At 36.3% G+C, this 14036-nt stretch carries 11 protein-coding genes and 1 pseudogene; 3 read left to right on the top strand and 9 right to left on the bottom strand.

Annotated features, from left to right (window positions below; translation table 11 throughout):
- The first annotated feature begins 75 nt into the window (after positions 1 to 75).
- Positions 76 to 2043: a transglycosylase domain-containing protein gene (locus tag DR980_RS10830; protein WP_113636003.1), complete on the top strand. Its 1968-nt coding sequence runs from the start codon at positions 76 to 78 to the stop codon at positions 2041 to 2043.
- Positions 2044 to 2142: 99 nt separating this feature from the next.
- Here the strand turns inward: DR980_RS10830 and DR980_RS10825 are convergent, their stop codons facing one another.
- The 3 genes from DR980_RS10825 to DR980_RS10815 all read right to left on the bottom strand — a co-directional run bounded on the left by DR980_RS10825 (position 2143) and on the right by DR980_RS10815 (position 5282).
- Positions 2143 to 3180: an aldo/keto reductase gene (locus DR980_RS10825; RefSeq protein ID WP_113636001.1), complete on the bottom strand. Its 1038-nt coding sequence runs from the start codon at positions 3178 to 3180 to the stop codon at positions 2143 to 2145.
- 233 nt (positions 3181 to 3413) lie between these two features.
- Positions 3414 to 4355 carry an OmpA/MotB family protein gene (locus DR980_RS10820; RefSeq protein ID WP_113635998.1) on the bottom strand — a complete coding sequence of 314 codons (942 nt, stop codon included), beginning with the start codon at positions 4353 to 4355 and terminating at the stop codon, positions 3414 to 3416.
- A 165-nt stretch (positions 4356 to 4520) separates the two neighbouring features.
- Positions 4521 to 5282, bottom strand: a complete 762-nt coding sequence (locus DR980_RS10815) for an exodeoxyribonuclease III (protein WP_113635997.1) — start codon at positions 5280 to 5282, stop codon at positions 4521 to 4523.
- A gap of 115 nt (positions 5283 to 5397) precedes the next feature.
- Between DR980_RS10815 and DR980_RS10810 the strand changes: the two genes are divergently transcribed.
- Positions 5398 to 7200, top strand: coding sequence for a GNAT family N-acyltransferase (locus DR980_RS10810; protein WP_113635995.1), 1803 nt, complete (start codon positions 5398 to 5400; stop codon positions 7198 to 7200).
- A 131-nt stretch (positions 7201 to 7331) separates the two neighbouring features.
- Here DR980_RS10810 and DR980_RS10805 read toward each other — a convergent pair whose 3' ends face one another.
- On the bottom strand, positions 7332 to 7613 hold the full coding sequence (locus tag DR980_RS10805) for a TM2 domain-containing protein (RefSeq protein WP_113635993.1): 282 nt from the start codon (positions 7611 to 7613) through the stop codon (positions 7332 to 7334).
- A gap of 456 nt (positions 7614 to 8069) precedes the next feature.
- Positions 8070 to 9008, bottom strand: a pseudogene (locus DR980_RS10800) (2-hydroxyacid dehydrogenase); the annotation flags it as partial.
- Positions 9009 to 9154: 146 nt separating this feature from the next.
- Between DR980_RS10800 and nhaA the strand changes: the two are divergent.
- Positions 9155 to 10324, top strand: a complete 1170-nt coding sequence (nhaA, locus tag DR980_RS10795) for a Na+/H+ antiporter NhaA (RefSeq protein ID WP_113635991.1) — start codon at positions 9155 to 9157, stop codon at positions 10322 to 10324.
- 114 nt (positions 10325 to 10438) lie between these two features.
- On the opposite strand, the gene DR980_RS10790 is transcribed toward nhaA, so the two are convergent.
- From DR980_RS10790 to rsmA, 4 genes are all read right to left on the bottom strand, one after another.
- Positions 10439 to 10819, bottom strand: coding sequence for a Dabb family protein (locus DR980_RS10790; protein ID WP_113635989.1), 381 nt, complete (start codon positions 10817 to 10819; stop codon positions 10439 to 10441).
- A 150-nt stretch (positions 10820 to 10969) separates the two neighbouring features.
- Positions 10970 to 11746 carry a pyrroline-5-carboxylate reductase gene (gene proC, locus DR980_RS10785; RefSeq protein WP_113635987.1) on the bottom strand — a complete coding sequence of 259 codons (777 nt, stop codon included), beginning with the start codon at positions 11744 to 11746 and terminating at the stop codon, positions 10970 to 10972.
- Between the two features lie 158 nt (positions 11747 to 11904).
- The gene (mgtE, locus tag DR980_RS10780; protein ID WP_113635986.1) at positions 11905 to 13257 is read right to left on the bottom strand and encodes a magnesium transporter; all 1353 of its coding nucleotides are present in this window, start codon (positions 13255 to 13257) and stop codon (positions 11905 to 11907) included.
- Positions 13247 to 14026 carry a 16S rRNA (adenine(1518)-N(6)/adenine(1519)-N(6))-dimethyltransferase RsmA gene (rsmA, locus tag DR980_RS10775; protein ID WP_113635983.1) on the bottom strand — a complete coding sequence of 260 codons (780 nt, stop codon included), beginning with the start codon at positions 14024 to 14026 and terminating at the stop codon, positions 13247 to 13249. Before rsmA ends, mgtE begins: the two co-directional genes overlap by 11 nt.
- Between the last annotated feature and the right edge of the window lie 10 nt (positions 14027 to 14036).

Raw genomic sequence — 14036 nt, 5'->3', positions numbered from 1 at the left:
TATTATTTTGCTTTTCTTTATACACGAGATTCTAAACTCCATTATTTTAGATTTTATCAAGTATCCAAATCATTTATGAGAACCGGAAAACAAAAAATAATCCTTGCTGCGAAAATACTTTTTGTATTATTTGCCATCATGATTATTGTTTTTTACATATTTCGTGATGCCGTTTTACAACAAACCATCGCAAAGGTCTCGCACGAGATGGAAGTGGATTATAACAGTACTTTTTCAATCAAAAAAGCGTCTTTTGACGGATTATCTGGCTTGAATCTTACCGAAATAATTCTGGTTCCAAAAAATGCAGACACTCTTTTTAAAATTCAAAAACTAAAAACCAGTGTCAATTTATGGAAATTAATCACCGGCGACTTGCAACTTGGAACTCTAGAAATGCAGAATGGTTTTGTCCAATTTGTAAAAAAAGGAAAGTCGGGAAATTATGATGCATTTCTAAAAAAAGACAATCAAACAGAAATTCGTGACGAAAAAAGAAATTACGCTCAGTTTGCCTACAGAATTATTTCAAAAGCGCTGAATTTAGTCCCAACGGATATGATTCTGGACAATCTGTCTTTTCGATTTGATGATAACGGAAAGAAAGCAACTGTCAATTTCCAAAAATTACGATTGATCAACAAACAGCTCGAAACTTCGATAAAAGTTCAAACCAATACGATTTCACAACGATGGAAAATTAAAGGATTTGCCGATCCAAGAAACAAAAAGGCAGATATTCGTTTCGTAAATATGGATACCGGCGCCATCAAAATGCCATATTTAGACGAGCGTTTCAACCTGAAGTCGAGCTTTGACTCGATTCGATTGAACGTTCAAAACATAGATAAAGACGGTGACGAACTTCACATTGACGGGTTTATGGCTATTGCCAATTTAAAAATCAATCATCCAAAAATTGCCAGTAAAGATGTACTGCTAAAAAACGCCAAATTTGATTACCGATTCTTATTGGGTTCGGATTTTATTTCAATTGACAGCAGTTCAACTTTAGAGTTAAATAAAATAAAACTTCATCCTTATCTGGCTTACGAAACCGAAAAAGACACGATTTACAAACTCAAAGTAACTATTCCAAAAATGAAAGCACAGGATTTTATCACTTCGCTTCCTGATGGTCTATTTACCCACTTTCAGGGAATGGAAGCTACTGGTACTTTTGATTACAAATTAGATTTTGCTTTCAACCAAAACAAACCCAATCAACTGGTTTTTGACAGTAAATTGAAAAAAGAAAATCTAAAAATCACAAAGTATGGCGAAGCGAATCTCAACAAACTCAATGGCGAATTTGTATATCGTGCCCTTATCAAAAATGTGTTGCAACGCCCGATTTTGGTTGGTTCTGCCAATCCAAATTATACGACTTTAGACCAAATTTCCCCGTATTTAAGAAAATCCGTTTTAACTACAGAAGACCCTTCTTTCTTTTCGCACCGTGGTTTTATCAGCGAAGCATTCAAACAATCCATAGTCAAAAATATAAGAACCAAAAAGTTCTCCCGCGGCGCTAGTACCATCAGCATGCAATTAGTAAAAAATGCTTTCCTGAGTCGTGAGAAAACAGTATCTCGTAAACTGGAAGAAATTTTATTGGTTTACATTCTGGAAAATAACCGGATTGTAAGCAAGGAACGCATGCTCGAAGTATATTTTAATATTATCGAATGGGGTCCAAATATATATGGAATTGGGGAAGCAAGTCAGTTTTACTTCCAAAAAATACCTTCGGAATTATCGCTGAATGAATGCTTGTATCTCGCCCGAATTATCCCGAGTCCTAAAAAATTCATGTATCAGTTTAACGATCAGGGGATGTTGAAAGATTTTGCTGTAAAACAAGAATCGTTCTTAACCAATATTATGTTTCGAAGAGGACTCTTAACTCCTGAAGACACTATTTACAAGTCCTTACCAATACTGATTTCAGGACCTGCAAAATCTTTTATCAAATTCAAAGTGCAAGATTCAACACAAATAAAAGTAGATTCCTTATCCGTTGATGATGAATTTGATCTTTAATTATTGGAAATTGTAAATAGAAATGTCATTCCGACGAAGGAGGAATCTCACGCAACGGGATTTTTCCTTCATCAGAATTACAAAAAATGGTTTTTTAATTTACGGTGCCGGATCAGGAATAACAGCTTGTACTTCATCAATCGCTTTTAGAAGTTCATCCGAAAGTGTAACCTGAATCGTATCAATATTCTCTTTTAATTGTTCCAATGTGGTAGCGCCAATAATCGTGCTCGTTACAAACGGTTGTTGTTCTATAAATGCCAAAGACAATTCCGTTAAAGTCAGTCCATTTTTTTTGGCTATCTCCTGATACAATCGAGTAGCTTCAGTACTTTGTGCGCTGTTGTATCGAGAATACTGCGGAAACAATTTGATTCTGGCATTTGGATGCGCTTCACCAGTTAGGAATTTACCGGACAAAACACCAAAAGCCATCGGCGAATACGCTAATAAACCAACATTTTCTTTCAGGCAAACTTCGGCAGAACCGTTTTCAAAAAGTCGGTTTAATAGAGAATATGGATTTTGAATCGTTTTCACTCTTGGCAAATTATTGTATTTACTCTCTTCCAGAAAACGCATAATTCCCCAAGGATTTTCATTTGAAAGTCCGATGTGTTTAATTTTTCCTTCTTTGACAAAACCGTCCAACGTTTCCAATACATTGTGAATGTTATCTTCCCAAGCATCATCTTGTACTTTAAAACCGCGTTGTCCAAAATAGTTGGTTTTGCGTTCTGGCCAATGCAATTGGTACACATCAATATAATCTGTTTGTAAGCGCTGTAAACTATTATCCAATGCAAATTTGATGCTGGCTGGTGAGAAATCTAACTTTTCTCTCATGTATCCAAAATTTGGATTTGGTCCGGCAATTTTCGATGCCAAAACTATTTCTTCTCTCTTTCCTGTTTTTTTGAACCAAGTTCCAAGGATTTTCTCAGTGCTTCCGTAGGTTTCCTGACGCGCTGGAACCGAATACATTTCGGCAGTATCAAAGAAATTGACTCCGTTTTCTAAAGCATAATCCATTTGGGCATGACCATCCGCTTCGGTATTTTGCTCACCAAAAGTCATGGTTCCAAGGCAAATTTTGCTGACTTTTATATCAGTATTGGGTAAGGTTGTGTATTTCATTTTAAGGAAATTGTATTTTATTTTCGAAAACAAAGATAAAATTAGTTTGTGGTTACGATTTAGTGTTAACAGAAAATTGAGAAACGTTTACAAGATATTCAAAAAACACAACCGCGAATTTGCGAATTTAAAATCCTTCTATCAAAAGATAAAATTAGCGAATTTGCGGTAAAAGAAAAAAGGTCCAAAGCATACACTCTGAACCTTTCTCAATTTGAAACTTTAATTATTTTTTAATTTATCTCATTCAACATTTCGGCGATTTCATCTAATCTTGGTGTTAAAATGATTTCAATTCTACGGTTTTTAGCTTTCCCATCTGCAGTTGAATTGCTAGTTAATGGCGAAAATTCTCCTCTTCCTGCCGCAGTAAGATTTTGTTTATTGATTTTTTTGTTTTCGCTCAAAATAGCAACTATTGCAGTAGCTCTTTTAGTCGATAAATCCCAGTTATCGGCAATTGGACCTGAAGCCGTGAAAGCATCATCATCAGTATGACCTTCGATCAGTACTGATATGTCCGGGTTGTCACCCAAAACCTTTGCTAATTCTACAACTGCTTTTTTCCCTTCGGAACCTACCGCCCAACTTCCGGAATTAAAAAGTAGTTTGTTCTCCATAGAAACATATACTTTTCCGTTTTTTTGTTCTACTGTCAACCCTTTTCCTTCAAAACTGTTCAAGGCTTTAGACAAGGTTTCTTTTAGTTTTTTCATGCTCGCTTCTTTGGCGGCAATCAAATCCTCTAATTCTTGCAAACGTTGTGCGCTTTTGCTTAATCGGTCTTGTTCTAAAGCCAATGCTTTTCCTTTTTCGTCTAATTGCTCCAGCAAATCACGATTTTTCTTCATGTTGCTTTGCAAAGCATCACCGCTGTTTTTTTCCAAAGCGGCGTACGAATCCTGCAAGACTTTAAATTTATTTTGCGCTGCGGCGTAATCTGCTTTCAATTTTTCCAGTTCTGCTTTGGATTTACTCAAATCAGTTTTTAAACCATCGCGGTCTAATTCCAGTTGGTTTTTAGCTTTTAGTAAATCGGCATTTTCGTCTGCTAAATTTCTGTTTTCTTTTTTAGAATCGGCGTATTTACTTTCTAAATCATTGTATATTTTCTTGGATACACAGGAAGTTGAAAGCGCCAGAATTAATATTCCGATGGAAACTCTTTTAATCATTTTGATGGTATTTATGTTGTTTCTAATGTTGTTTTGAAAGCAAAAAATCAAATAGTATTCGATTGAGCCCCAATATCGGTGACAATCCTTTTCTCTAGTTATTTAACGAAAGAAAAGATTGCAATCTCGTATTTAGGACGAGACGGGAAATAGCTCCTGAAAATGTTATTCGATTTCTACCAAAATTGGGCAATGATCCGAATGCACGGCATCTGATAAAATAACGGCTCTTTTCAATTTATGTTTTAAAGAATCGCTGACTAAATTGTAATCGATGCGCCAACCTTTGTTGTTTCCTCTGGCTCCAGCGCGGTAACTCCACCATGTATATTGGTGCGGTTCACTATTGAAATGGCGAAAACTATCCACAAATCCGGACTTCATAAAAGTATCAAGCCAAGTTCTTTCCTGTGGTAAAAAACCGGAAACATTTTTGTTTCGGATAGGATCATGAATATCGATTGCCTCGTGGCAAATGTTGTAATCCCCGCAAACAATGAGGTTTGGCGTTTCTTTTTTGAGTTCGTCAATGTAGGTTTGAAAATCATCCATAAACGTGAATTTATGGTCCAATCGATCGATATTTGTCCCCGATGGCAAGTACAAACTCATTACAGAAAATCCATCAAAATCAGCACGAAGGTTTCTTCCCTCAAAATCCATGTGATGAATTCCCGTGCCATGAACGACATTATTGGGTTTGATTTTAGAAAGTATAGCCACTCCGCTATACCCTTTTTTGGTTGCTGAATAGTAATATTGGTATGGATAACCGGCCTTAGTCATATCGTCTACCGGAATTTGGTCTTCGGTTGCTTTAATTTCCTGAAGACAAATAATATCTGGATTTGCGTGCTGCAACCAGTCGATAAATCCTTTTGAAATAGCGGCTCTGATTCCGTTTACGTTGTATGAAATTATTCTCATTAAAGTATTTTTTGATTTCCAAATGTAACAAAAAAGTAGAAGTTTGATGGAGAAAAATAGAGAAAATGGAGTTTTTTGCTATCTTTGTTTCTTGCTCTAAAAAAACAAAAAATACATGGGTTTAGTAACCGCGAAAGAAGTTGCAAAAGCAATAAATGCTGATAAGTACGGGGTTTTAGGTACTTTTTCCGGCTGGATGCTAATGAAGGTGCTAAAAATCTCCACTTTAAACAAAGTATACGACAGAAATAAACATTTAACAGAAGTTGATTTCCTGAATGGCATACTTGATGATTTACAAATAAAATTCGAAATTCCCGAAGAGGATTTAAAACGTTTGCCAAAGGAAGGTGCTTATATCACGATTTCAAATCATCCATTGGGAGGAATTGATGGGGTTTTGTTATTGAAATTGATGCTGGAAAGAGAACCAAATTTCAAAATTATCGCCAATTTTCTTTTGCATCGCATTGAGCCGCTCAAGAAATACATCATGCCAGTAAATCCTTTTGAAAATCACAAGGATACAAAATCGAGTGTGGTAGGATTAAAAGAAACATTTCGTCATTTGAGTGATGGGAAACCGCTAGGAATTTTCCCCGCAGGTGAAGTTTCAACCTACAAAGATGGAAAATTAATGGTAGACAAACCTTGGGAAGAAGGTGCTATCAAAGTTATTCGAAAAGCACAAGTACCTGTTGTGCCTATTTATTTTCACGCTAAAAATAGTCGGTTATTTTATTTGCTTTCTAAAATAAGCGGGACTTTTAGAACGGCAAAACTGCCGTCGGAAGTATTTAGTCAAAAACATCGCGTGATTAAAGTCCGTATTGGAAAACCAATTTCAGTAAGCGAACAAAACGAGCACAAGACTTTAGAGGAATACTCTGAATTTCTAAGAAAAAAAACATACATGTTGGCCAATCCTTTCGAGAAAGAAATTCCTTTTTTGCCAACGCCTACTTTAAAAATTCCTAAAAGCCCAAAAACAATTGTCACTGCTGCCAGCCAAGACAAAATGACCAAAGAAGTGGATGCTTTGCGAAGTACGGATTGTCGCCTTTTACAAAGTAAAAATTACGAAGTGTTTCTTGCAGAAGCAAAAAAAATACCAAATATCCTTCATGAAATAGGCCGTCTTCGAGAAATTACTTTCAGAGAAGTGGGCGAAGGAACAAATGAATCTATTGACTTAGACAAGCATGATCAATATTATCACCACCTCTTTTTATGGGATAATGAAGCTAATAAAATTGCAGGTGCGTACCGAATGGGATTGGGTTCAGAAATTTATCCAAAATACGGAATAAATGGTTTTTACCTCAACGACTTGTTCCGATTTGAACCAGAATTGCATGATATGATGCACAAATCCATAGAAATGGGAAGAGCTTTTATCATCAAAGAATACCAACAGAAACCAATGCCGCTTTTCCTGCTTTGGAAAGGAATTATGCACACGACTTTGCGTTATCCAGAACATAAATTTTTATTGGGCGGCGTGAGTATCAGTAATCAATTTTCAGATTTTTCAAAATCACTGATGATTGAATTCATGAAGTCCAATTATTATGATCCGTATATTGCACAGTATATTCATCCTAAGAAAGCGTATAAAGTAAAACTGAAGGATGCCGATAAGGATTTCATTTTTGATGAAGCCGAATCCGATTTGAATAAGTTTGATAAGATTATTGACGAACTGGAACCAGGAAGTTTGCGTTTGCCGGTTTTGATCAAAAAATACATCAAACAGAATGCGAAAGTAGTAGCATTCAATGTAGATCCGCTTTTTAATAATGCCGTTGACGGATTAATGTACATCCGAATTGCAGATATTCCGGAAAGCACCATGAAACCCGTAATGGAAGAGTTTCAGAAAGAACTTGAACGAAAATTAGCAGATAAAGAAGATTAATTTCAGAATTATAAAAAATGATTTCTGCGATTTTGACTGTTTAATTCCGTGTAATCCGTGTGCTATTTTTTAGCCACAGATTTCACGGATTGAACAGATTTCCACAGATTAAAATCGGGATTTTTTATATTTTAGAACCAAGCTTTTTTTCCAACTTGATACGTTTGGTAAAACTCTTCATCAGATTTGGTCAAATAGATAATTCCTTCGATAATACCTAAAATGTACGTCACCGTTCCACAAGTAAAAAGACTTATCACTAACCAGATAATCCCTTCAGTGGTATATCCCAAAAGGAATTTATGAATTGCTAAAGGACCTAAAAGTATCGCTAAAATTCCAGCAGGCAGTTTTTTATTATCCTGACGAACCGGTCGCGGATTATTCCATTCTTCAATTTTAGAGTTTTCCATAAATTATAGTTATAAGGTTGTTTTTCAGTGGTTAAAAATATAATTTTATTGAAATGCGGCGTCAATTGGTTCCCAAAGTTCGATTTTATTTCCTTCGGAATCTACTATCCAACCAAATTTTCCATATTCATAAGTCTCCATATCACCCACAATTGTTACACCTTCATCCGATAATTTTTTTAACAAGTCCTCTAAATCATTTACTCGGAAGTTTTGCATGAACGGTTTTTCGCTTGGCGCAAAATAAGTGGTGTCCTCCGAAAATGGCGACCATTGTGTAGAACAGTCATTTCCTTCTTTGTCTTTCCACCAGAAAGTAGAACCATAATCATCGGTTTTTAAACCCAAATGTTTCCCGTACCAAGCCACCAATTCTTTAGGGTTTTTTGATTTAAAAAAGAAACCGCCAATTCCGGTAACGCGTTGCTCCGGCGCTTCAACTTTAGCTTGACCAAAATACTTTGCTTTTATTTTATCAACGATTACTTGTGCCAATCGCTCATGGCTTTCAAAAGTCCAACCGGCAATATGCGGTGTCAAAATCACATTCTTGGATTTCAATAAATATTGAAAAGCTTCCGGTGTGTGTTTATCTTTAAACAGCGTTTCAAAAGATAATTTTTCATATTCCAGAACGTCCAAAGCTGCGCCGAGAATTTTCCCAGATTGCATGGCCTTAACCAAATCGGCAGTGACAATATTCTTGCCCCGAGACGTATTTACAATCCAAAAAGACTTCTTAAATCCATTGATAAAATCATTGTCAACCATTTTATCAGTATCCGGAGTCCAAGGAATATGCAAACTTATTACATCTACTTTTTGCTGAAATTCCTGTAAGGAAACCTGTTTTGCATTGGCGTCACCCACATTTTCCTGAATATCATAACAAAGCACTTCCACATCAAAACCACGGAGTTTTTTCGCAAAAGATTTTCCCATGTTTCCATAACCAATGATCCCAACTATTTTTCCGTCCAGTTCATGACCGCGGTTGCTTTCCCGATTCCAGTGTCCCGCTCGTATCTCACTATCAGCTTCGTTCAATTTATTAAAAAGAGATAAAATCATCCCTAAAGTATGTTCGGCAACCGCATTTCTATTACCTTCGGGAGCAGCTATGAGCGTAACGTTTTTGGATGTTGCATAATCACAATCGATACTTTCTAATCCAGCTCCAACACGCGCAATGAATTGCAAATTAGTGGCTTTGTCCAAAAATTCTTTGTCAATCTTAAATCGGCTTCGAATTACAATTCCATGATAATCCTGAATTTTGGCCTCAATCTCTTCTTTTGAAGAGGAAAAATCACTGTGATTTATAAATCCAGATTGATGCAACTGATCCCAAAGTATGGGATGATTACTGTCTATATGAAGGATTTTGATATCCATAATTGTTCGGTTTTTGATCCTTCAAATTAACAAAAAAAATTACGGTTTATTGATTTATCGGAGGAAATTAGCTCGTAAAATCGTAAATTAGCGTTTTATAATTTTTTGTTCTACATCTTATATTTAGAATAAATTAAAATCCAAAAATGAAATTGACAAAAACCTTCAAAGCTTTTTTTGAAAGCGAAAAATCAGGCGGACTCTTACTACTATTTGTTACCATAGTTTCCATGTTATTGGCTAATTCATCTTTTCAAACCGAATATATTGCTTTTTGGGGAACTGATATTGGAAGCCATTCCATTACACACTGGATTAATGATGGCCTAATGGCGATTTTCTTTCTACTCATTGGTTTAGAATTAGAACGCGAAATGTATCAAGGCGAATTATCCAGTATAAAAAACGCGGCATTGCCTATTTTTGGTGCCTTGGGAGGAATGGTTGTCCCGGCAGGAATCTTTTTATTATTAAATTTTGGAACAATCACACAAAACGGAGCCGGAATTCCGATGGCGACAGATATTGCTTTTGCAATTGGTATTTTGTCCCTTTTAGGAAATCGTGTTCCTACCTCTTTAAAAGTTTTCCTAACCGCACTTGCCGTAATTGATGACTTAGGTGCTATTATGGTAATTGCCATATTTTATACAGACACCATTGCTTATATGAATTTGCTGATTGCTTTTGCCATTATGGGTGGTTTGTTTATCCTGAACCGAAGAAAAGTACACAGTCTTATTCCCTATTTAATTGGTGGTGCTGCAATGTGGTATTTCATGCTAAATTCTGGTGTTCACGCTACTGTAACCGGAGTATTATTAGCCTTTGTAATTCCATTTGGTGATGGAGGCAAGAAGACATCTTCCTATCGATTACAGCATTTTTTACATTATCCGGTAGCGTTTTTTATCCTTCCGTTATTTGCAATAGCCAATACGTGTATTGCTATAAACTCCGATTGGCATGAGGGATTGAATCACCCCAACACAATTGGAATTATGTTAGGCCTTGTGGTAGGAAAACCATTAGGGATTTGGTTGTTTTCATTCCTTGCCGTGAGTTTAGGGATTTGTACGCTGCCAAGAGATTTAAAATGGAGCACTATTCTAGGCGCAGGAATGCTGGGTGGAATAGGATTTACAATGTCTATTTTCATAACATTGCTTGCCTTCAAAAATGATGGAGAAGAAGTAATCACGTATTCTAAAATTGCAATTCTGGTTGCTTCTTTTATAGCAGGAACCATTGGTTTTTTATGGTTGAAATTTAATTTGAAACCCGCTAAAGCAAAAAAACAATCCAAGAAAGTTTAGCTACAATCTATTTCATAAAAAAATCTTCGTTTAAGAGATTAAACGAAGGTTTTTTTATGTTAGTTTAAATTTTATTTAAAAACTAAATCCATTATTTGGATTGTGTCTCTCTGTTTAGTTATTTGTCCAATAATCTACTACTGTGACTTTATCTGGTGCCGGACTCAAAACAGCCACAAAAGCTTTGTGATCCGGATGAATCAAATACGCATCTCTATCGGCTTCACTTTTGAATGTTAGGGTAAAACAATGCGTCAAACCATTATTCAAGTTTTCAGGACTGTTGTTAATTCCCCATTCATAGGCTTTTATTAATTTAATTTTATGTTCCAAGTCTCCAAAAGCAGTTACCACTTTGTCAATTGCAGCGGCATCGGTTCCTGGTTTCCAACCAAACATCACTACATGTCTAAGCAATTGTTTTTGCTTATTTTGTTGGGCGCTTACAGTGTAACTTGAAATTAAAATAAGCGTTAATAGAAGTAGTTTTTTCATGGTAGTTTTTTTCCAAATATAGGATTTATTTGAATGCTTATACAAATATGAAAGATCAATATTTGCTAAGCTTAAGTAAAAAAATTGCGCAAAGTCAGAGACATTTGCGCAGCTTATATGCGAATATTTTACGGAAACGGAAATGGAGATTTACCCCTTGATTTGTTTCAATGAAGTTTTGATTCCTCGAATCAATGACGAACTGAATCCGTGCATTTCCATTTCGTTCAATCCCGCAATCGTGCAGCCTTGTGGTGTGGTCACACGGTCAATTAATTGTTCCGGGTGTACTTTTTCTTCTAGTAGCATTTCGGCAGCGCCTTTTACGGTTTGTGCTGAAATTGCCAAAGCGGTCTGCCAATCGAATCCTATTTCAATTCCGGCTTGCATCGATGCGCGAATGTATCGCAATGCAAAAGCAGTTCCGCTGGCCGCCAAAACGGTTGCTGCATCCATTAGTTTTTCGTCAATAATAGGTGCGGTTCCCAAACTCTGAAAAAGGGAAACTACGTCTTGTCCCTTCTCTTTGTCTTTTTCATGAAACGCAATACAAGTAGCTGAAGCGCCAAATTGTGCCGCAATATTGGGCATTATTCGGATCGCACTATTAGCAGTACCGATTTTGTTTTGTAAATTTTCTATGGATAAGCCGCTAACTGCCGAAGCAATGATTTTATTGGAAATCACAGGAAGGATTTCGGCTAAAACGGTATCTACTTGATACGGTTTTATGGTCAAAATAATGACATCAGCTTCCTGAATCTGATGGATATTATTCGTGGAAACTGTAGCACCCAGTTTTTCAAGATACAAAATACTGGATGTGTTTCTTCGGGTTATAGTGACTTGATTTTCCGGAGAAAATTTTGATAATCCTAATGCAATAGAAACACCTAAGTTTCCGCCGCCAATGATGTGTACTTTCATGCTGGTTGTGGTTTTTCCTCTCCCTAACAGTATCCAAATGAAAGTAAGTTGTTAAAGAAAAGTGTTGGTTGTGTAGTTATAGTTGTATTAGTTTGTTGTTGAATTCCTTCTCAATATTCTATCCTCTTTATTCTTTGTTCTATTCTCTTGCTTCTATTTTAAAACCCTAAAATCATTTTTGCTATCGAAAAATAAATTAGAATTCCACAAATATCATTACTTGTTGTGATGAACGGTCCGGTAGCCAAAGCGGGGTCAATACCAAATTTATCCAATAATAACGGAACAAAAGTGCCTATTAATGAAGCAATAATAATTACCGACATCAATGCTACGGTAACAATAACTCCGATTATAATTTCAACATTCAACAGAAAATGACTTCCTAAAAACAATATCGTCGCTAAAATCAGTCCGTTTAATAAGCTTAGAGACACTTCTTTGACCAATCGATTAAACAAGGATCCGCTCGACGTATTGTTAGCCAAACCCTGCACAATAATTGCTGATGATTGCACCCCAACATTTCCTGCCATTGCAGCAATAAGCGGCGTGAAAAAGAATAAGTTTCCGTGCAGAAGCATTGCTCCTTCAAATAATCCGAGCACTTTTACGGAGATAAAACCGCCTAAAAGAGCCAAAACTAGCCAAGGTAATCGTGCTTTTGTATGTTCAAATATGCTGTCATCTGCCTCTACGTCTTGCGAGATACCTGCTGCCAACTGGTAATCCTCATCGGCTTCATCCTTGATTACATCCACAATGTCATCAATAGTGATTCGACCTACTAATCGTCCCATTTCATCTACGACAGGAATAGCTTCTAAATCGTATTTTTGCATGATTCGGGCCACCTCAACATCTTCGGTATCTACTTTTACGGAGTTTAATTTTCGGATGTAAACATCACTTACCGGTGTTCTGGAAGAAGTGGTCAATAAATCCTTGAGTGATAAACGCCCTTTCAGTCGGTCTTCATCATCCACGACATAAATCGAATGGACTCTGGAGATATTTTCGGCCTGAATGCGCATTTCTTTTACACACGTCAGGACATTCCAATTTTCATTGACTTTGACCAATTCCTTGTGCATGATTCCACCAGCGGTATCTTCGTCATAACGCAACAAGTCAACAATATCTTTGGCGTGCTCAACATCCTGAAGTTCTGATATTACTTCGGCTTTCAAATCTTTGGAAAGCTCCGCAATAATATCGGCTGCATCATTTGTTTCCAGCTCATCTAATTCTTCCGCAATCTCTTTTGGCGAAAGCCTGCTTAATATATTTTCCCGCAAATCATCTTCTAGTTCCAGAAGGATTTCGGCGGTTTTTTCACTGTCTAAAACTTTAAAAATATAGGTCGCTTCATTAAAATCAAGCTCATCCAGAATTTCAGCAATATCAGCATGGTGCATATCATTCAATAATACTTCCAGTTGCTGGTCGTTTTTATTTTGAATGAGCTGCTCTAATTCTTGTATTAATTCTTTGCTGATTTTAAACTCCATCGGCTTCTATTTTTTGGGTAAGTGCTATGAACTGTTCTACATTTAATTGTTCTGGTCGAAGATTAAAAATTTCATCTTCTCTTAAACTATCCGACAAATTTAAAGTTTTCAAACTGTTTCGTAACGTTTTGCGTCGTTGTTGAAAAGCCGTTTTCACTACGGTAAAAAACAATTTTTCGCCGCAAGGCAAACTGTAATCTTTCTTTCTGCGCAAACGTAAAACACCTGATTTTACCTTTGGTGGCGGAATAAATACATTTTCATCCACCGTGAATAAATATTCGGCATCATAAAAAGCCTGAACCAAAACTGACAGAATTCCATACGCTTTTGTTCCCTTTTTTTCACAAATACGTTGCGCTACTTCTTTCTGGAACATTCCCGCAAATTCCGGAATCTGATCGCGGTATTCCAAAGTTCTGAACACAATTTGTGTCGAAATATTATACGGGAAATTCCCAATTATAGCGAACTGTTTCCCTTCAAAAGTTTCATTGATATCATACTTCAAAAAATCTTTAGAAATGATTCTGTCTTTTAATTTTGGATAATTTTGGTCCAAATACGTCACTGATTCCATATCGATTTCAATAACGTAGGTATTCACCGGTTTCTCCAATAAATATTTTGTTAAAACTCCCATTCCCGGACCTATCTCTAATACATCATCATATCCTTCTAAATTCAACGTGTCAGCAATGTCTTTTGCAATGCTTTCGTCTTTCAAGAAGTGTTGTCCGAGGTGTTTTTTGGCTGTTACTTTTTCCATGTTTATGCTG

The sequence above is a fragment of the Flavobacterium psychrolimnae genome, from assembly GCF_003312425.1.
In the GTDB taxonomy this organism is placed as follows: domain Bacteria; phylum Bacteroidota; class Bacteroidia; order Flavobacteriales; family Flavobacteriaceae; genus Flavobacterium; species Flavobacterium psychrolimnae.
Note: the sequence above shows the minus strand (reverse complement) of the source record. Positions and strands in the feature narration are given on the sequence as shown.